Source organism: Halomonas sp. C22, from assembly GCF_007655045.1.
GTDB classification, from domain to species: Bacteria; Pseudomonadota; Gammaproteobacteria; order Pseudomonadales; family Halomonadaceae; genus Vreelandella; species Vreelandella hamiltonii.
Genome location: NZ_VBVC01000014.1, coordinates 17,862 through 36,276, shown reverse-complemented (window position 1 = coordinate 36,276; position 18,415 = coordinate 17,862). Strand labels below are relative to the sequence as shown.

At 62.5% G+C, this 18,415-nt stretch carries 17 protein-coding genes; 13 read left to right on the top strand and 4 right to left on the bottom strand.

Annotation, left to right across the window (positions count from 1 at the left end):
• Positions 1–10: 10 nt before the first annotated feature.
• A complete protein-coding gene (locus tag FEU76_RS17620; RefSeq protein ID WP_144984733.1) occupies positions 11–2,854 on the bottom strand; it encodes an insulinase family protein in 2,844 nt (947 codons plus the stop codon).
• The gene (locus tag FEU76_RS17615; protein ID WP_144984730.1) at positions 2,854–3,540 is read right to left on the bottom strand and encodes an SOS response-associated peptidase; all 687 of its coding nucleotides are present in this window, start codon (positions 3,538–3,540) and stop codon (positions 2,854–2,856) included. The genes FEU76_RS17620 and FEU76_RS17615 overlap by 1 nt, the downstream gene beginning before the upstream one ends.
• 199 nt (positions 3,541–3,739) lie before the next feature.
• Between FEU76_RS17615 and FEU76_RS17610 the strand changes: the two genes are divergently transcribed.
• Together FEU76_RS17610 and FEU76_RS17605 are read left to right on the top strand one after the other, a co-directional pair.
• A complete protein-coding gene (locus tag FEU76_RS17610; protein ID WP_039183407.1) occupies positions 3,740–4,354 on the top strand; it encodes a TetR/AcrR family transcriptional regulator in 615 nt (204 codons plus the stop codon).
• Positions 4,351–5,013 (top strand): 1-acyl-sn-glycerol-3-phosphate acyltransferase, encoded by a 663-nt coding sequence (locus tag FEU76_RS17605; RefSeq protein ID WP_144984727.1) that lies wholly within the window; start codon positions 4,351–4,353, stop codon positions 5,011–5,013. The genes FEU76_RS17610 and FEU76_RS17605 overlap by 4 nt, the downstream gene beginning before the upstream one ends.
• A gap of 5 nt (positions 5,014–5,018) precedes the next feature.
• Here the strand turns inward: FEU76_RS17605 and FEU76_RS17600 are convergent, their stop codons facing one another.
• Both FEU76_RS17600 and FEU76_RS17595 read right to left on the bottom strand, forming a co-directional pair.
• Positions 5,019–6,293: an HlyC/CorC family transporter gene (locus tag FEU76_RS17600; protein ID WP_039183401.1), complete on the bottom strand. Its 1,275-nt coding sequence runs from the start codon at positions 6,291–6,293 to the stop codon at positions 5,019–5,021.
• 69 nt (positions 6,294–6,362) lie between these two features.
• Positions 6,363–7,160 carry a cytochrome C assembly family protein gene (locus FEU76_RS17595; RefSeq protein WP_096921549.1) on the bottom strand — a complete coding sequence of 266 codons (798 nt, stop codon included), beginning with the start codon at positions 7,158–7,160 and terminating at the stop codon, positions 6,363–6,365.
• Positions 7,161–7,417: 257 nt separating this feature from the next.
• On the opposite strand from FEU76_RS17595, the gene ffh reads away from it, so the two are divergent.
• The 11 genes from ffh (at position 7,418) to FEU76_RS17540 (ending at position 18,399) form a co-directional block, all read left to right on the top strand.
• Complete coding sequence (gene ffh, locus FEU76_RS17590; protein ID WP_039183396.1) at positions 7,418–8,845, top strand: signal recognition particle protein; 1,428 nt, start codon at positions 7,418–7,420, stop codon at positions 8,843–8,845.
• Between the two features lie 301 nt (positions 8,846–9,146).
• The gene (gene rpsP / locus FEU76_RS17585) at positions 9,147–9,395 is read left to right on the top strand and encodes a 30S ribosomal protein S16 (protein ID WP_009098555.1); all 249 of its coding nucleotides are present in this window, start codon (positions 9,147–9,149) and stop codon (positions 9,393–9,395) included.
• A 57-nt stretch (positions 9,396–9,452) separates the two neighbouring features.
• The gene (gene rimM / locus FEU76_RS17580; RefSeq protein WP_016915997.1) at positions 9,453–9,998 is read left to right on the top strand and encodes a ribosome maturation factor RimM; all 546 of its coding nucleotides are present in this window, start codon (positions 9,453–9,455) and stop codon (positions 9,996–9,998) included.
• 89 nt (positions 9,999–10,087) lie between these two features.
• A complete protein-coding gene (gene trmD / locus FEU76_RS17575) occupies positions 10,088–10,864 on the top strand; it encodes a tRNA (guanosine(37)-N1)-methyltransferase TrmD (protein ID WP_144984778.1) in 777 nt (258 codons plus the stop codon).
• A gap of 149 nt (positions 10,865–11,013) precedes the next feature.
• Complete coding sequence (gene rplS, locus FEU76_RS17570; protein WP_016915999.1) at positions 11,014–11,370, top strand: 50S ribosomal protein L19; 357 nt, start codon at positions 11,014–11,016, stop codon at positions 11,368–11,370.
• 104 nt (positions 11,371–11,474) lie between these two features.
• Positions 11,475–12,356 (top strand): site-specific tyrosine recombinase XerD, encoded by an 882-nt coding sequence (gene xerD / locus FEU76_RS17565; RefSeq protein WP_144984724.1) that lies wholly within the window; start codon positions 11,475–11,477, stop codon positions 12,354–12,356.
• A 19-nt stretch (positions 12,357–12,375) separates the two neighbouring features.
• The gene (locus tag FEU76_RS17560) at positions 12,376–13,122 is read left to right on the top strand and encodes a DsbC family protein (RefSeq protein WP_186299165.1); all 747 of its coding nucleotides are present in this window, start codon (positions 12,376–12,378) and stop codon (positions 13,120–13,122) included.
• An 84-nt stretch (positions 13,123–13,206) separates the two neighbouring features.
• Positions 13,207–14,523, top strand: coding sequence for a homoserine dehydrogenase (locus tag FEU76_RS17555; protein WP_144984718.1), 1,317 nt, complete (start codon positions 13,207–13,209; stop codon positions 14,521–14,523).
• 2 nt (positions 14,524–14,525) lie between these two features.
• Complete coding sequence (gene thrC, locus FEU76_RS17550) at positions 14,526–15,914, top strand: threonine synthase (protein ID WP_144984714.1); 1,389 nt, start codon at positions 14,526–14,528, stop codon at positions 15,912–15,914.
• 78 nt (positions 15,915–15,992) lie between these two features.
• Positions 15,993–17,711 (top strand): single-stranded-DNA-specific exonuclease RecJ, encoded by a 1,719-nt coding sequence (locus FEU76_RS17545; protein ID WP_422822529.1) that lies wholly within the window; start codon positions 15,993–15,995, stop codon positions 17,709–17,711.
• 70 nt (positions 17,712–17,781) lie between these two features.
• Positions 17,782–18,399 (top strand): YitT family protein, encoded by a 618-nt coding sequence (locus FEU76_RS17540; protein WP_144984709.1) that lies wholly within the window; start codon positions 17,782–17,784, stop codon positions 18,397–18,399.
• The last annotated feature ends 16 nt before the right edge of the window (positions 18,400–18,415 follow it).

The window sequence follows — 18,415 nt, the reverse complement described above, 5'->3', positions numbered from 1 at the left end:
GGGTGGAAGGCTAGCGCTCGTTGAAGGAGGCGCGTGCGTTTCGGTAGGCCGTGATGTCGCTGGGCGCGTCACCTGGGTCGAAGCGGATGTCCAGACGATGGCCGAGCAGCTCGGGCCACAGTGTCTGCAGCGCTTCCGGGGTAACGTCCAGAGCCAGCTCGGCCAGCCGCTCGCGGCGGTCAAAACGAATCTCTTCCAGCGCCGTGGCCTGCCAGTAGCGGTTGGCCATGCCCTGCAGGCTGGTGTCCCGCTGGCGCAGCCGGTCGTGCACGGCCTGACGGTGCGCGGCCAGCTCCTCATCGCTCAGCGCCTCGAGGCGCGCTTGCGCCTGGTGCAAGAAGTCATCCATACGCTCGGCGATCGTGGCGCTATCCACATCGGGCGACTGCACGATCAGCGCAACCCCCGGTGCTTCCAGTAGCGGCGAGTAGCCCGCATTGACGATATAGCCCAGCTGCTCTTCGGTACGCAGCTGCTGGTAGAACGGCGTATCCAGCCACTGTGCCAGGACGCTGAGTCGTGCCTGCTCTTCGAGGCTCTGATCGCGCCCTTGCAGGTAGCGGAGTACCAGCGACTCTTCACGGGTGCTGTGAGGCTGTAGCGTGGTGGATTCATCGGCCACCCGCAGCGGCTGCAGGGTGGGAATGTCGTCACGGCTCAGACGTGGCGTCAGGGCGCCGCGGATCAGACTGGCCTGCTCCCGTGCCTGGTCGGCGGTCAGGTTACCCACGGCCATGGCGTCGATGTACAGATTGCCCAGGAAGCGGCGCCGGAAGTTGTCCAGGTGCTGTTTCTCCAGGCGCTGGCTTGCTTCCAGCAGCTCGGCACTGGACCACTGCGGGGTCAGCAGGGCTTCGCCCAGCGCGCGGCTGGCCTGCCCGGTGAGCGATGCCTGCGGTGCATTACGCCACTCGCGTTGCAGCTGGTAGCGCACGCGCTCGAAGGCACTTGCCGAAATGTCGGCCTGCTGGAGCTGCGCAATGGCCTGCTCGATCAGCGGCGTTTGCCCATCCCGCCAACCCGAGAACGACAGCGTGATGCCGCGTGCATGGGGGTAGGCGCTGAAGGCTTGCCCTGCCAGCCAGGCGGGGTAGAGCGATTCGTTGAGGCTGTCGTTCAGCCAGCTGGCCAGCAGACGTGTCAGCACCGCTTCTTCGGCTGAGTAGCTGGCGCTGGGGTGCTGGAGGCTGACCCGCCATTCGACGCTGGGCGTGTTGAATCGGCTGTCCTGCATGTGCCAGGCGGCAAAGGTCTCCGTGTCGATGAGCGAAGAGGGGCGCTCGTCCTGGCCGGGCTGCAGCGTCAGGTCTTCGGCAATGAAGGGGTTGGGTTCTGCCAGCGCCAGGCCCTCCAGTGCCCGGCCCGGCTGGGCGGGCGTCTGCTCGCGCCACTGGGTGTTGAACCAGGGCGAGACCTGTTCGCTTTCGATATCCGGGGCGGAGTAGAAACGCAGCATGTTCTGAGGCGTCAGCGCATCCAGGTACTCCTGCTGGCGCTCGCTATCCATGCCATCCATACGATACGGCGCGTACTGCACGTCTTCCACGGGGTAGCGCGAAAGGCTCATGGCCAGGCGCGTGGCTTCCTGTTGGGGCGCGCCGTGCTGCTGGAAGCGGAAGGCTTGCTCGCTCAACCGCTGCTGTTCCTCATAGCGCCATTCGGCCAGGCCCTCTTCGCGGATCTGTTCGATGGCGGCAAAGAGGGTAGCCTCGATATCGTCCAGCCGCTCGGCCCCGGCGGGGGTCAGGCTGATGGAGACGGTGAACAGAGCGTCGTTGCCGTCACCGCGGCCCACGCCGGCTGACAGCCCATCGGCCAATCCTGCCTGGCGGAGCACGGCCAGTAAGCTGCCGTCGCTCTCGTCACCCAGCAGATGGGACATGAGCTGGGTAGGCTTGGTGCGGTACTCGTCCGTGGGGTCTGGGATCGGAAAATAAAAGCGCAGCTGGCGGCGGTCCTGCAGTGACTGACGCTCGATATAGCGGGGGAGCGTGTCCGAATCCACCAGCGGTGCATCGATCACCGGCACGCTGAGACCGTGATCCGGGATCTCGGCAAAGCGCTCGACCACCAGGCTTTCCAGCTCGTCCAGCGGCTGGGGAGCGACCACGGCCAGGTTCATCACATTGGCATCGTAGTAGCGATGATAGAAGTCGATCACCCTTTCGCGCAGCGTGGCCTCGCCCTCTGGCGGGCTGGCCAGGGTGTCACGGCTGCCCACGGCAAAGCCGGTGGTGGCGTTCGCCGGGTTGAGCAACTGGTTCAGGACGTCGTTCTCGCGCCGCGATTCGTCACGTATGCGCGCCATGTACTCGGAGTGGACGATATTGCGTTCGCTCTCCAACTGGTCGGCATTGAACAGCGGTGAGAGGAAGAATTCGCTGAAACGATCCAGGGCGCCGGGCAGTGCCGAGGGCGCGACATCGAAGAAGTAGTTAGTGTCCTGCTGGGCAGTGAAGGCGTTATGGGAGCCCGCATTATCGGAAATGAAACGCTGGTAGGCATCCGACTGGGGGTAGGGTTCGGTGCCCAGAAACAGCATGTGTTCCAGGAAGTGCGCCAGCCCCTGCAGGTCTTCCGGGTCTTGTGCACTGCCGACCCGCACGTTCATGGAGGCCGCCGCCTTGTCGGCATTGGGATCGCTGACCAGCAGCGCCTGCAGGCCATTTTCCAGCGTCAGCACCCGGTAGTCACGCTCGTCGAAGGGGCTGACGGTGGGGGTCACGACGTCGGCAATGGGGCTCTCTTCGGCCCAGGCGCCGGGCAGAGCCCCCCAAAGTAGCCCTGTAGACAGGCCAAGGACGATGTGCCGCGCAGCAAGGCGCGGCGGGTAAGCAGGGATGAGTCGCAGCATTACAGCTCCTGTGGCACGGTCCAGCGCAGCATGGGCCCAACGGGATGCGCGCAGGAGGGTGACTGAAAGGCAGGGTTGTTCACATGCCTTGATACCGGAAAAGCGCCCAACAGTTCCAGAGGGGCCGGCATCAATAGCGGTGTCAGTTGGTCGGGGTCGGTGTTCGGGTCCAGCCATGTCGTTACGTCTTCGGGGGCGATCACCACCGGCAGGCGGTCAGTCAGCGGTGACAGGCAGGCATTGGCCGGCACGCTGATCAAGGCCGTCGAGTCGGTAAAGGTCGTCAAGGTGGTGTGGTAGCGGCACCAGAGGGCGCCCAGCAGAAGGGGCGCGCGCTGCACGTGGGTCACCAGATAAGGCTGCTTGTTGCGCGCCTGGGGCTTCCAGACATAAAAGCCGCTCACCGGGATCACGCAGCGCCGGACGTTGAACGCCTCCTGAAACATGGCGCGTTTGCTCAGGGTTTCGGCCCTGGCACAGTGGGGGGCGTGGTCGAGCACTTTCAGCCAAGGGGGGGTAAGGCCCCAGAACAGCGGTGCCAGCGTCATGCGGCCCTGCGCCATGCGAATGGCAGAGACGGGCTGGCGCGGGGCCATGTTCGGCGACTCGATCAGCGGCGCCGCCGAGGCCAGCGCTGGCAATAGACGAGCGAGCGGTAAGCGCTGTACGTGTAGGCGTCCCGTCATGCGGTCTCCTCGAGTGCAACGCGGTCGCTTGACTGCCACTGGGCAAGGTCAAAACGGTGTAAGCGGTGTGAATACGTTAAATGTCGTGTTTTAGTGTCGAAAACAGTGTTCGATGTAAGGTATCCTATCGTAGTCCTTGCTCTCGCTAAAGCGCGATGAGGCAATCTTTCCTGTTTGCCGTTGACCCTAAGAGATCGCCATGGCCCGTCCCAGACAGCATGCGCCCGACGCCCTCCATACGCAGGTCATGCACGCTTGTGATGAGTGGTTGGCTCAGCAGCCAGTTCATGGCCTATCACTGCGTGCCCTGGCCCGAGAAGTGGGCTGTGCGCCCAGTACCCTGCTCAAGTTATATGGCAGCTTCAATAACCTGTTGCAGCATGTCAACGTTGAGACCCTGGCCCGGTTGCAGCAGACCATTACCGGCTTGGCGGCCGATGATCCTGAACCCTGGCTGCGTGCCCTGGCGCATGCCTATTGGCGCTTTGCCGAGCAGGACTGCTACCGCTGGCAGCTGTTGTTCGACTATCCGCTGGCCCAGGAGGGTGAGCTGGATCAGCGCCAAAGCGATCTCATCGAGGCGCTGTTTACTCAGGTGGAAACCTCACTGAAACAGTACCAGCCCGCGCTGGACGACCTCGAAGCGCGCCGCCTGGGGCGCACGCTGTGGGGGAGTGTACATGGCCTGGTGCAGTTGGGGTTGAATGAACGGCTGGGCTACTGGCAGGGGCAGCAGCTGAAGGTCGATGAGTTGCTGGACCAGTTGATGAGCACGGTTCTGGCCGGATTGCGGCACCGGGAGGCGGTGACGTGACAGGAGGGGTGAAGGCGCTGCGCCGCCTGCTACGTCGATTGATCTATCTCGCCATGCGTGGCTGCTATCGGCTGACGGTGCATGGGCAAGGGCATGTGCCGAAACAAGGCGCTGCGCTGGTGGTGTGCAACCATGTCAGTTTCATGGACGCTCTGGTATTGGGAGGCGCCAGCCCCCGACCGCTGCGGTTCGTGATGGACCAGCCCATCTTCGAGTCCCGCTGGCTCAAGTGGTGGTTTCAACTGGTAGGTGCCATTCCCATCGAGTCGGAGCGCCATAGCCCCGGCGCGCTGCGGCGCACGCTGGACGAGGTCAGCAAGGCGCTGCGCGACGGCGACGTGGTCATGGTGTTTCCAGAAGGGCGCTTGACCCCCGATGGCGAGATTCACACCTTTCGGCGTGGGCTGGAGACCATTCTGGCTCGTGACAACGTGCCGGTGATCCCTGCCGGGCTGGCCGGGCTGTGGGGTTCGTGGACGTCACATCACGGCGGAAAAGCCTTGAAGAAGTGGCCGTCGCGGTTCAGAGCGTCGGTCAGCCTGCACTTTGGCCCGCCCATTGCCGTACAAGAGGTGGAGGGCGTTGCCCTGCGGCGCTACCTGGAGACCCGGGTAAGGGCGCTCAAGGCAGCGGCCGATAGCGACATCGCGCACCGTTAGCCGCGTCAACGACGCGGCAGGCGGAGCTTCTGCCAACAGCGGGCGGAAGTGATCAGGTTGTCGCGAATCTCGAGAATTTCCATCCGCGTATTGCCTATCTGCAGGCAGGCCGGGCCGTCCGGGAAAGATTCCAGATGTTCGAGAATCAGCCCGTTGAGGGTTTTCGGACCGTCAGTGGGCAGTTGCCAGCCCAGCATCTTGTTGATCTCGCGGATATTGGCCGTGCCTTCTATGACGTGGCTGCCATCGTCCTGCTGATGAATCTCTTCGTCTTCGGACACGTCGGTGGTGAACTCGCCGACGATCTCTTCCAGAATGTCTTCCAAAGTGACCAGTCCTTCCACATCGCCATACTCGTCGACGACGATGCCGATGCGCCGTTTCTGTTTCTGGAAATTCAGCAGTTGGGTATGCAGCGGTGTCGACTCGGGAATGAAATAGGGCTCGCGTGCTTCCTGAACGATGGCGGCCTTGGTGACTTCATCGCGGGATAAAAAGCGCGCTGCGTTACGCAGGTGCAGCATGCCGATGATGTTGTTGATATCACCTTTGTAGACTGGCAAGCGAGTATGCTGGCTGGTGCGGATCTGGGTCAGGATCTCTTCCAGGGAATCATCCAGATCGATGCCCAGCACTTCATGCCGCGGCACCATGATGTCGTTCACCGTGACGTTTTCGAGATCCAGAATCGACAGCAGCATGGCCCGGTGGCGGTAAGGAATCAGGGTGCCTGCTTCATGCACCACGGTACGCAGCTCGTCGCGGGTCAGGCTGTCACCGCCGTTGTCGACGCTTTTCACGCCAACGAGCCTCAGCAGTCCATTGGAGACTACATTGACCAGCCATACCAGCGGGTAGAGCAGCTTGAGCAACGGCTCCAAGGCCATCGAAGTGGGGTAGGCGATGCGCTCGGGCTTGATGGCCGCGTAGGTCTTGGGCGTGACCTCGGCAAAGACCAGGATTGTGATGGTCAGCAATGCTGTCGAGATGGCCGGGCCCGTGACATCGCCAAAAAAGTGAATGGCGATGATGGTCGCGATGGATGCGGCCAGGTTGTTGACGAAGTTGTTGCCAATCAGGATGACGCCAATCAGGCGGTCGGGACGTGTCAGCAGGCGCATGACCCGTTTGGCACGGCGGTCGCCGCTGTTTGCCTGGTGGCTGAGTCGATAGCGGTTGATCGACATCATGCCCGTTTCGGAGCTGGAGAAGAAGGCAGACAGTAAAATCAGCAAGGCTAGCAGGCCGAACAGTAACCCCAGGGGGAAGTCGTCGCTCAAGTCGAATGTTCCTTTATGGCGTATCAGGCTCGATTTGTAGAGTCATGCGGGTAGCGTGTCAAGGAGCGCTTAGCGATTCAGCAGGATTTCCAGCACGAACTTGCTGCCGAAATACGCCAGCAGCAGCAGAGCGCAGCCCCCGAGGGTCCAGCGCACCGCGCGCATGCCACGCCAGCCGAAACGGTAGCGGCCCACCAGCAGCGTCGTGAAGATGATCCAGGCCCCCAGCGACAGCACGGTCTTGTGGGCCAGGTGTTGTGCAAACAGGTTGTCCAGGAAGATCAGGCCGCTGGCGATGGATACCGTGAGCAGCAGAATGCCCGCCCACACTAGCTCGAACAGCACCCGCTCCATGGTGGTCAGCGGTGGCAGTGACTGCACGATGCCGCGAATGTGGTGATGGCGCAGGGCTTGATTTTGCAGCCCCACCAGTACCGCCTGCACGGCAGCGATGGCCAGCACGGCGAAGGCCAGGGCCGAGCTGACCGCGTGCAGCAGAATGCCGGGGGTCAAGCCGCTGTGGCTACCCTGGCTGGGTAGCCATGTGGCGACGATGAGCGCGATGCCCGCCAGCGGAAACAGCACGATACCGGCGTTCAAGACGGGCTTGAACAGGCTGGCCACCAGCACCACGTTGACCGCCACGGCCATCAATAGCGTCGCGCTGGTGGTGAAGCCCGGCAGCAGGCCGGGGGCGGCGCCCACCAGCTTGACCACCACGGGGATATGCAGCAGCAGGCCCAGGGTGCCCAGCAGGCGCACCATGCCCTGGCGTGGCGGCACGCGGCGAAACAGCGTCATGCCCTGCCAGATGGCAGCAGCAACATAGAGTACAAAGGCAATCGTGGCGAAAGGTAGCGCCTGCATGATGCTATCCGTGCGCCTGGCAGCGCGTCATGGGGTAAACGTGGCGACCGGCCAAACGTTTCTGCAAAACGCCGCAGGGCCCGGTCACTGCCGCTCCTTCCAGAGCGGTACTGCTACTATAACGAATCATGGCAGCGTCGCACAGTCATGGCTAGCCAACGCTCGCGGCCATGGAGACTCGCGGCGTGAGCGCGTATAATCGGCGCCACATTCGTCCGGTGAGGACTCCCGGCGACAGCGACGGAGGCAGAGGCCCCATGTTTCAGAATTTGAGCGAGCGTCTATCCCAGACGCTGAAGTCTATCAAGGGTCAGGCGCGCCTGACCGACGACAACATCAAAGACACGCTGCGAGAAGTGCGCAAGGCATTGCTCGAAGCCGACGTGGCGCTGCCCGTGGTCAAGGCGTTCATCGAGCGGGTGCGTGAGCGTGCGGTAGGCCAGGAAGTCTCCAAGAGCCTGTCGCCGGGCCAGCAGTTCGTCAAGATCGTCCAGCAGGAGCTGGAAGCCATCATGGGTGAGGCCAATGAAGGTCTCTCCCTGAAAGGCTCTCCTGCCGTGGTGCTGATGGCTGGTTTGCAGGGCGCGGGCAAGACCACCTCGGTGGCCAAACTGGCCCGTTACCTGCGCGAGCGCGAAAAGAAGAAAGTGCTGGTGGTTTCGGCAGACGTCTACCGCCCTGCGGCCATCGACCAGCTGGAAACCCTGGCCAAAGAGGTGCAGGTCGACTTCTATCCATCGCGCTCCGACGAGAAGCCGGTCGATATCGCCACGGCAGCCATCAAGCATGCCAAGATCCAGTTCCATGACGTCGTACTGGTAGATACCGCTGGCCGCCTGGCCATCGACGACGCCATGATGGCCGAAATTCAGGCGCTGCATAAAGCCATTGCTCCCCAGGAAACGCTGTTCGTCGTCGACGCCATGACCGGCCAGGATGCGGTGAATACCGCCAAGGCCTTCCATGAAGCGCTGCCGCTGACAGGTGTCATTCTGACCAAGGCCGACGGTGACGCCCGTGGCGGTGCCGCGCTGTCGGTGCGCCACGTAACCGGCAAGCCGATCAAGTTCATGGGGGTGGGTGAAAAGGTCGATGCCCTGGAACCCTTCCATCCCGATCGAGTAGCCTCGCGCATTCTGGGCATGGGCGACATGCTGTCGCTGATCGAAGAAGCCGAGCGCACCGTCGACAAGGACAAGGCCGCGAAGCTGGCCAGCAAGGTCAAGAAAGGCGATGGCTTCGACCTGGAAGACTTCCGCGACCAGCTCCAGCAGCTCAAGAAAATGGGTGGCATGGGCGGCCTGTTGGGCAAGCTGCCGGGTATGGGTCAGATGGCAGAGATGGCCCAAGGCCCCGGGCCAGAAAAGGAGCTGGGCAAGCTGGAGGCGCTGATCAACTCCATGACGCCCAAAGAGCGCCGCAAGCCCGATATCATCAACGGTTCGCGCAAGCGCCGCATCGCGGCAGGTGCCGGACTTCAGGTGCCGGACCTGAACCGGCTGCTGAAGCAGCACAAGCAGATGCAGAAAATGATGAAGAAAGCCGGGCAGAAGGGCGGCATGCAGAAGATGATGCGTGGCATGTCTGGCCTGATGGGCGGTAAAGGCCCCGGCGGCCCAGGTGGCCCCGGCGGTATGGGAGGCATGGGCGGAATGGGTGGCCCGGGTGGTTTGCCCTGGCGCTGAGCCCGCCTGATGCTCCTTTGCAAGGTTGACGGCCTGTGAGTTTTCTGGCTGTCAGGCTTTCCAAGCAGGTCGCATTTGCGTAGAATGCGGCCTCTTCATGTTTGGGTGTTGCTGAAAAGTGCTCTGGCACTGGGCGATATTCCATGGATGAAGGTCCTGAAGGTGCCCTCTGCTGGGCCAGGCAAGCGCTTCGCAAGCCCTGGTGAGGCAGGAGCACCAAGAAAACAGTATGACGAGTGTTCTGATAGCGCATTGGCGCTATGCCCCACTCGCGTAACCTCAACCGAAGGATAGTTATCGTATGGTTACCATTCGTTTGGCACGTGGTGGCGCCAAGAAGCGTCCCTTTTATCACCTGACCGTGACCGACTCTCGCAACGCCCGTGACGGCCGTTTCATCGAGCGTATCGGTTTCTTCAACCCGGTTGCCCGTGGTCAGGAAGAGCGTCTGCGCGTTGATCTGGACCGTGTGACTCACTGGCAGAGCCAAGGCGCCCAGCTGTCTGGTCGCGTTGCCGAGCTGGTCAAGGAAGCACGCAAGCAGGCGTAAGCCTGAGCGTTGTGTGAGATATCGCCGTTCATCAATGCTGTTGTGGAGTGGTCGTCAATGACGCGTTTTGAAACCAGCCCGACTGACGACACGCACGTTGTGCTTGGTAAGCTGACCAGCCCTCACGGGATCAAAGGTTGGCTGAAGGTCTACTCCTATACCAATCCCATGGACAGCATTCTGGAATACCCTGAGTGGTGGGTGCGTCAAGGTAATACGTTGACCCCCATGCGCGTCGTTCAGGGCAGTCGGCAAGGCAAGGGACTGGTTGTGCAACTGAAAGGGGTCGATGACCGTACGGCGGCCGAAGCGCTGGCCCAGGCGGACATTCTGATGCCCAAGGACGCACTGCCCGAGCTTTCCGACGATGAGTATTACTGGCATGAGCTCGAGGGCCTCGCGGTCTTTACTCAGTCAGGCGAGCGGCTGGGACGGGTCAGCTACCTGTTCGAGACCGGCGCAAACGATGTCATGGTGGTACGTGGAGACGACGACGCAATCGACAAGCGAGAGCGATTGTTGCCTTTCCTGCCCGATGACGTGATCGTTGAGATCCACCTGGAAGAGGGCCGTATGGTCGTCGACTGGGACCCCGAGTTTTGATGAGCCAGAACGCTTTGACGGAACGAACGGAAACGGATGCGACGATGACTTCACCGGCACCCGTGGAAAGTGCGACAGACGCGCCCGCCATGTGGATTGGCGTGGTATCACTGTTCCCTGACATGTTCGATGCGATTACCCAGCAGGGTGTGATCGGTCGAGCCGTCGAGAAGCAGCAGATTGCCCTGGAGTTCTGGAATCCACGCGACTACGCCACCGACCGCCATCGCAGTGTCGATGATCGTCCTTACGGGGGTGGCCCCGGCATGCTGATGAAGGTCGATACCCTCAGGGCTGCGATTGCCGATGCCCGCCAGCGCGCGGAGCAGGCAACCGGTTTGACGCCCACCGTGATCTACTTGTCGCCCCAGGGGCGCAAGCTCGATCAGCAGGGAGTTCAGGCGCTGGCCGCCGCAGGACCCCTGGTGGTGGTTGCCGGGCGCTATGAAGGTATCGATGAGCGTGTGGTGGAGAGTGACATCGATGAAGAGTGGTCGATCGGTGACTATGTGCTCAGTGGCGGCGAACTGCCGGCCATGGTACTGATCGACGCAGCGGCAAGGCTGATACCCGGTGTACTGGGTCATCAGGACTCCGCTATCGAGGACTCGTTTAACGACGGCCTGCTGGACTGCCCGCACTATACTCGCCCGGAAGTGATCGACGGGCGCAAAGTGCCTGACGTGCTGTTGAGCGGTAACCATGCCGCCATCAAGCGCTGGCGGTTGAAGCAGTCTCTGGGGCGTACCTGGCAGCGTCGACCTGACCTGCTGAGCGGACGTACCCTGAATGCCGAGCAGCAACGGCTGCTGGATGAGTTCATCGAGGAACACGCCTCGTCTGTGGTGTCGACAACGACACCCTAGAGGATGGCGGCGGTGCAGGGCGAAGGCGTTGGCCAGCGCACCTGTGTCACCCATAACGACTCCCGCGTGGCTCGCTTCGAGCGCCGGGATCACGGTTTGCCCCTTCCACAACTGCGCGGCAAACCACTACGTTATTTAGGAGCATGAAGATGAGCAGCAAGAACAAGGTGATCCAGGCGATCGAAGCCGAGCAAATGAGCAAAGAGATTCCTGCTTTTGCACCGGGCGACACCGTTGTCGTTCAGGTTAAAGTAAAAGAAGGTACTCGCGAGCGTCTGCAGGCGTTTGAAGGTGTGGTCATCGGCAAGCGTAACCGTGGCCTGAACTCCGCTTTCACCGTGCGCAAGATTTCTCACGGTGTTGGCGTTGAGCGTACTTTCCAGACTTACAGCCCGCTGGTTGACTCCATCGAAGTCAAGCGTCGCGGTGACGTTCGTCAAGCCAAGCTTTACTACCTGCGTGAGCGTAGCGGTAAATCTGCACGTATCAAGGAAAAGCTGGTTTAATCACCACGCTTTCACGGGCGCTTGGCGCTCGGATACGGAAAACCCCGTTACCGCTTTGCGGAGCGGGGTTTTTGTTTATCGTTCTAGCATGAGACCGTTTGCGTATGAGCATGATCGATGCCTATCTGGACGCCCTTTGGCTGGAACAGGGTGCCAGTGACCATACGCTAGCGGCCTACCGGCGCGACTTGACGGCCTGGCAGCAGTGGTTGGCGGAGGAGGGCGAGACGCTGTTGACGGCCTCGCCGGATCGCCTGAGCGTGTGGCTCGACCAGCGCCGTGAGCAGGGGTATCAGCTGCGCAGCAATGCGCGCCTGGTGTCGTCGCTGCGCAGCTTTTATCGCTGGGCGCGGCTGTACGGACATATCGATGCCGACCCGTTGGCCCGCGTGGCGCTGCCACGGGTGCGCCCCAGCCTGCCCAATACGCTGGAAGAAGACGAAGTGGAGCGGCTGTTGCTGGCGCCGGACATCGAAACGCCGTTGGGCGTGCGTGACCGCGCCATGCTGGAGTTGCTGTACGCCTGTGGGTTGCGGGTTTCCGAGCTGGTGGGTTTGACCGGCGATGCGGTGAACCTGCGCCAAGGGGTGGTGCGGGTGCGAGGCAAGGGCGACAAGGATCGCCTGGTGCCCATGGGAGAAGAGGCTGCCGAGTGGCTGGAGCGCTACCTGCGCACGGCGCGTCCTGCCTTGATGCAGGACCCGACGCGGCCTGCACTGTTTCCCGGTCGGGGTGACCGTGCCATGACCCGCCAGACCTTTTGGCACCGTATCAAGGCCCACGCCATCACGGCCGGTATCTCGAGGCCACTGTCGCCGCATACGCTGCGTCATGCGTTTGCCACCCACTTATTGAATCATGGTGCCAATTTACGTGTCGTACAGCTGCTGCTGGGTCATAGCGATCTATCGACCACGCAAATTTATACGCACGTCGCCCAGGCGCGCCTGGAGCAGCTGCACGCCGACCACCATCCAAGAGGTTGAGAAAACAATGCGTCAACGTATGCCTGAATGTGTAGCATCCCGTGCCCCCTGGTGGGTGCTGGCAATCAGCCTGCTGCCCTCGCTGGCCCTGGCGGACGCCACGGCCGACCGCCTGGCCGAAAGCCTGAGCGTCAATGGCCAGCCGATGCCGGTAGAGCAGGTCAGCGTCACGCCGATGGAGGGCATCTACCATGTGCGCCTGGAGAGCGGTGAGTCGTTCTACTCCAATGCCGATGGCAGCCACTTTCTGGTGGGGGATCTGTTTGAAAACGCCGATAATGGGCTGGTCAACCTGACCGAGCAGTCGCGCAATCAGCAGCGGGCCGAGGCGCTGGCCGCGGTCCCCGAAGACGAGCGTGTCATTTTTCGCGGCGTCGGTGAGCCCAAGGCAACGGTCATCGTGTTTACCGATCCTACCTGCCCTTACTGTGAGCGTCTTCACGAGACGATTCCAGAGCTCAACGAGCGCGGGATTGCGGTACACTATCTGGCCTTCCCGCGCGCGGGCATGAGCAGCGCCGCTGCGGAAACGCTTCAGCAGGTATGGTGCTCCGACAATCGCAGCGAAGCGATGAATCAGGCCAAGGAGCGGCTGGCCATTGGCGCCAGTGCGCGGTGTGACAATCCGGTGGCCGAGCAGTATGCGCTGGGCCAGGCGCTTGGGGTTCAAGGTACCCCTGCCATCGTGCTGCCCAGCGGCCAGATGGTGCCGGGTTTTGTGCCTGCCGAGCGGCTGGTGGCCATGTTAGGCTTGGAAGATGAATAACGTCACCCGAGTGACGAACATAGCGCTGAGACACTGAATCACGAGGCGGTGCCCAAGGGCGCCCAACACGAAAGGGGAAGTATTTTGAAACCGGTAAGAGTAGGCATTTGTGGGCTAGGTACGGTCGGTGGTGGCACGTTCAACGTGCTGACGCGTAATGCGGACGATATCAGTCGCCGCGCGGGCCGTCCCATCGTCATCGAACAGGTCGCTCACCGCAGTATTCATGCTGACTGCGATATTACCGGCATCAACGCCACCACCGACGTGTTCGCAGTGGCCAACAACCCCAACGTGGACGTGCTCGTCGAGCTGATCGGTGGCTACGACATCGCCCGTGAGCTGGTGCTGACGGCCATTGCCAATGGCAAGCACGTGGTGACGGCCAACAAGGCGCTGATCGCGGTGCACGGCAACGAGATCTTCCGTGCGGCCCACGAAAAGGGCGTGATCGTGGCGTTCGAGGCGGCGGTGGCTGGCGGTATTCCCGTCATCAAGTCCCTGCGTGAGGGGCTGGGTGCCAACCGTATCGAGTGGGTGGCCGGTATCATCAATGGCACCGGCAACTTCATCCTGACCCACATGCGTGACGATGGCCGTGCCTTTGAAGACGTGCTGGCCGAAGCCCAGGCGCTGGGCTACGCGGAAGCCGACCCCACCTTCGACGTGGAAGGCATCGATGCGGCGCACAAGCTGACCATTCTGGCCTCCATCGCCTACGGCGTGCCGCTGCAGTTTGAAAAAGCCTTTACCGAAGGCATCTCGCGGATCACCGCCGAAGACGTGGAGCAAGCCGACAACCTTGGCTATGTGATCAAGCACCTGGGCATTTCCAAGCGTACCGATCAAGGGCTAGAGCTGCGGGTGCATCCCACGCTGATTCCAAAAGAGCGTTTGCTGGCCAATGTCCACGGGGTGAAAAACGCCATCGCGGTCATGGGCGATGCCGTCGGCCCGACGCTCTATTACGGCGCCGGTGCCGGTGCCGAGCCAACGGCTTCGGCCGTGGTGGCCGACCTGCTGGACGTGGCGCGTGATATCGCCACCGACCACCACTATCGAGTGCCTTACCTGGCGTTCAGCGGCATCGACGAAGACGTCAGCCAGCTGCCGATCATGCCCATGGAAGAGATCACCACGGCCTACTACCTGCGCTTGCTGGCGGTGGACCGTCCTGGTGTGCTGGCGCGTGTGGCGACGATTCTTGCCGAGCAGGGCATCTCCATCGAAGCGCTAATCCAGAAAGAGGCCACCGAAGGTGAGCTGGTGCCGATCATTCTGCTGACCCATCGCACCAAAGAGCGCCAGATGAACGAAGCGATCCGCGAAATCGAGGCCATGGCCGATATCGCAGGCCCCGTCACCCGCATTCGTGTGGAAGCTCTGGACGAAGGAGAGTGAGCATGCGCTACGTCAGTACTCGCGGTCAGGCCCCCGCGCTTTCGTTCGAGGAAGTCGTGCTCACCGGCATGGCCAGCGACGGCGGCCTCTACGTGCCGGAAAGCGTCCCGACCTTCAGCCGTGAAGAGCTGGCCAGCATGGCCGGGCTCTCCTATGCTGAGATCGCCTTCCGGGTCATGAAGCCCTTCGTCAACGGCGAGATCGACGACGAGACGTTCCATGGCCTGGTCACCGATGCCTACGCCACGTTCAACCACGACGCGGTGCTGCCGCTGAAGCAGCTGGACGCCAACCACTTCCTGCTGGAGCAGTTCCACGGTCCCACGCTGGCGTTCAAGGACGTGGCACTACAACTGCTGGGGCGGCTGCTGGATCATTTCCTGAAAAAGCGTGACGAGCGTGCGGTGATCATGGGCGCCACGTCCGGGGATACCGGCTCGGCGGCCATCGAAGGCTGCCGCCACTGCGACAACCTGGATATCTTCATTCTGCACCCCCACAACCGCGTGTCGGAAGTGCAGCGTCGCCAGATGACCACGGTACTGGCAGACAACGTGTTCAACGTGGCCATCGAGGGCAACTTCGACGATGCCCAGGCCATGGTCAAGGCCAGCTTTGCCAACCAGGGCTTCCTGAACGGCACCCGGCTGGTGGCGGTGAATTCGATCAACTGGGCGCGCATCATGGCCCAGATCGTCTACTACGTGGCCGCCGGGGTGGCGCTGGGCGCACCGCAGCGGGAAGTGAGCTTCTGTGTGCCGTCGGCCAACTTCGGCAACGTCTTTGCGGGCTACATGGCCTACAAGATGGGGCTGCCAGTGAAGCAGTTCATCATAGCCACCAATGCCAACGACATTCTGCATCGCACCCTGGCGGCCAACGACTTCTCCAAAAAGGAGCTGGCTGCCACGCTGGCGCCCTCCATGGACATCGTCGTGTCGTCCAACTTCGAGCGTCTGCTGTTCGATGCCTACGAGCGCGATGGCGACGCCGTGGCCGCCCTGCTGGAGCGCTTCCAGCAGGAGCCCACGGCGCTGGCCGATGCGCCGCTGGCCAAGCTGCGGGAGAAATTCGCCAGCTACAGCGTGGATGACGCCACGATTCTGGAAGTCATTCGCGAAGCCCATCACCGCACGGGTGAGATTCTCGACCCCCACACCGCCACCGGTTATCGCGCGGCGGAGCGGGCGCGTCTGGATACCACCACGCCAATGATCACCCTGGCCACGGCCCACCCGGCGAAATTTGCCGAAGCCGTGGTCAAGGCGGGCTTCCAGGGCGTGCCGCTACCCACGCACATGAACGACCTGCTGGAGCGTGAAGAGCGCTACACCGTGCTGCCGGCGGAGCTGGGTGCGGTGCAGCAGTTCGTTGCCGACAACCGTCGCTGAGGTGGCATGACGACAGTGTCACCCCTCTCAGCCAGTCACCCTCGCCTCGAGCCTCGTCCCCTGGACGAGGCTGTTTACATGCGCGCCCAGGCGCAAGGGCTAAGCGAGCTGCAGGCACGCCTGTTGGCGTCGCGGCTGCCCGGCTATACCGGCGAGCTAACGCCGCTGGTGTCGCCCAGCCTGCGCTATCTGGTGCATCCTGAGAAGCTGGCCGATGGTCGGCGCGCCGCGGAGCGTATCGCCCAGGCCGTCGCCGAAGGCGAGTCCATCGGCATCCTGACCGATTACGATGTCGATGGCATCACTTCCCATGTGGTTATCCGGCGCACTCTGGTTGAGCTGTTTGGCGTGCCCGAGCATAAGCTGCACAGCCTGATTGGCCACCGTATTCACGACGGCTATGGCATCAGCCTACCGCTGGTGGAGCGTACGCTCGGCTTGAAGCCGCTGCCCACGCTGGTGATTACCGCCGACTGTGGCAGCTCCGATGAGCCGCGTATCGCGCGCTTGAAAGCGGCGGGGATCGACGTGGTGGTCAGCGACCACCATGCGCTGCCCTTGGAAGGCCCGCCGCCCTCGGCCTACGCCTGCGTCAACCCCACCCGCAGCGACTGTCGCTATCCGGATAAAACCATCGCAGGCTGCATGGTGGCGTGGCTACTGATGTCACTGGCCCGTAGCGTGCTGGTGGAGTGGGGCGCGCTGCCGGATGCCACCCCCAAGCTCTCGCCCTGGCTCTCCTACGTGGCCCTGGGCACGGTGGCCGATTGCGTCTCGTTGGGGGGCAGCCCTGCCAACCGAGCGGTGGTCAGTCATGGGCTGACCCTGATCAACCGCATGGATGCCGCCTGCTGGCGCGCCATGGCCGCGCGGCTGGGAGCCGACAGCGTCCCGTTCAACGCCGAAACCCTGGCGTTTCAGATGGGCCCGCGCATCAATGCCCGCTCGCGGCTGGACGACCCCTATGCAGCGTTGCACTTCATGCTGGCCGAGAGCGACGGCGTCGCCAATCGGCAGTTGGAGGTGCTGGATCAGGATAATCAGTCGCGCAAGGCCATCGAAGCCGACATGACCGAGGAAGCCAAGGCGCTGGCGGTCGCGGCTCTGGAGGCCAACGAGCCCGCTATCGTGGTGCTGCTGGAAGATGGACACCCCGGCGTGCAGGGGATCGTCGCTTCCCGCCTGGTACAGGCCTATGGCCGTCCGGCGCTGATACTGACGCGGGCCGCTGCGCCCAACATGCTGACCGGTTCTGGCCGCTCTATCGACGGCCTGCATCTGCGCGACGCGCTGCAAAGAACCTTCGAGCTGGCACCAGAGGCGCTGCCGCGCTTTGGCGGGCACAGCGGTGCCGCAGGGGTCGGTGTGCCTAGGGAGCAGTTGGCGGCCTTCAAGGCGGCTTTTCTGCAGGCCGTTGGCGAGCAACTGGGCAACATGCCGCTCTACCCTCGCCTATGGACCGATGGCGAGCTGTCGACGGCCCAGCTTAGCCTGGCCACGCTGGAAGAGATCGAGACCCTGGGCCCCTATGGCCGGGAGTTCGAACCTCCGCTGTTCGAAGGGCGCTTCATCGTGGAGGCGCTGCGCCCGGTGGGGGCCGAAGGCTCGCATCTGATGATGGAGCTTTCCATGGGAGCGGTGACCAGCAAGGCGATCTGGTTTCGCGCCCTGACGCCGGGCGAGCTGCCCTCGTTTGGGGTGGGCGACACCCTGCACTGCGCCTACAAGCTCAACCGCAACCGCTGGCGCGGTCGCGAGGCACTGCAATTGATGGTGGAGCACGCTAGCCCCGTTTGACGCGCTCCGCTATCCTCGCGTCCCTGGCCGATGCCCCGGCCGCTCCAACAATCCTAAAAAGGACGCATCGATGCGTATGGAAGATCTTCCCAAGGACCCCCACAAGCCCTACGAGGACGTGATGGCGATGCTGCTGGGCACGCTGTTCGTGTCGCTGGGAGTCACCCTGTATACCCACGCGGTGCTGCTGACAGGCAGCACCGCCGGGATGGCGCTGCTGCTGAATTACCTGACCGGATGGGGGTTCGGCGTGTGGTTCTTTGCCATCAACCTGCCGTTCTACTATCTGGCGATCAAGCGCATGGGCTGGAGCTTTACGCTGCGTACCTTTGCCGCCATTGGTCTGGTCTCGCTATTCTCCGAGTTGACCCAGCGCTGGGTTAGCTTTGAAAGCGTCCCTTCGCTGTACGCCGCCGTGATGGGCGGCGCGCTGATGGGCATCGGCATGCTGATGCTGTTTCGCCACCGTACCAGCCTCGGCGGCATCAACATTCTAGCGCTCTACCTGCAGGACAAGCATGGCCTGCGGGCAGGATTTGTGCAGCTGGGAATCGACGCCGTCATTCTGCTCATCGCCCTGACCCAGCTTCCGCTGGACCGGGTGGGGTACTCGGTACTCGGCGCGCTGACGCTCAACCTGATCATTGCATTGAACCATAAACCAGGGCGTTACATCGGCGTGAGCTGATGCCTTGCTCAGCGTG

Bases quoted from the DNA above. Each gene is read 5' to 3' on its own strand.
- FEU76_RS17620 (WP_144984733.1), bottom strand. From the start codon at position 2,854: ATGCTGCGACTCATCCCTGCTTACCCGCCGCGCCTTGCTGCGCGGCAC.
- FEU76_RS17615 (WP_144984730.1), bottom strand. From the start codon at position 3,540: ATGACGGGACGCCTACACGTACAGCGCTTACCGCTCGCTCGTCTATTG.
- FEU76_RS17610 (WP_039183407.1), top strand. From the start codon at position 3,740: ATGGCCCGTCCCAGACAGCATGCGCCCGACGCCCTCCATACGCAGGTC.
- FEU76_RS17595 (WP_096921549.1), bottom strand. From the start codon at position 7,160: ATGCAGGCGCTACCTTTCGCCACGATTGCCTTTGTACTCTATGTTGCT.
- ffh (WP_039183396.1), top strand. From the start codon at position 7,418: ATGTTTCAGAATTTGAGCGAGCGTCTATCCCAGACGCTGAAGTCTATC.
- rpsP (WP_009098555.1), top strand. From the start codon at position 9,147: ATGGTTACCATTCGTTTGGCACGTGGTGGCGCCAAGAAGCGTCCCTTT.
- rimM (WP_016915997.1), top strand. From the start codon at position 9,453: ATGACGCGTTTTGAAACCAGCCCGACTGACGACACGCACGTTGTGCTT.
- trmD (WP_144984778.1), top strand. From the start codon at position 10,088: ATGTGGATTGGCGTGGTATCACTGTTCCCTGACATGTTCGATGCGATT.
- rplS (WP_016915999.1), top strand. From the start codon at position 11,014: ATGAGCAGCAAGAACAAGGTGATCCAGGCGATCGAAGCCGAGCAAATG.
- xerD (WP_144984724.1), top strand. From the start codon at position 11,475: ATGAGCATGATCGATGCCTATCTGGACGCCCTTTGGCTGGAACAGGGT.
- FEU76_RS17560 (WP_186299165.1), top strand. From the start codon at position 12,376: ATGCCTGAATGTGTAGCATCCCGTGCCCCCTGGTGGGTGCTGGCAATC.
- thrC (WP_144984714.1), top strand. From the start codon at position 14,526: ATGCGCTACGTCAGTACTCGCGGTCAGGCCCCCGCGCTTTCGTTCGAG.
- FEU76_RS17545 (WP_422822529.1), top strand. From the start codon at position 15,993: ATGCGCGCCCAGGCGCAAGGGCTAAGCGAGCTGCAGGCACGCCTGTTG.
- FEU76_RS17540 (WP_144984709.1), top strand. From the start codon at position 17,782: ATGCGTATGGAAGATCTTCCCAAGGACCCCCACAAGCCCTACGAGGAC.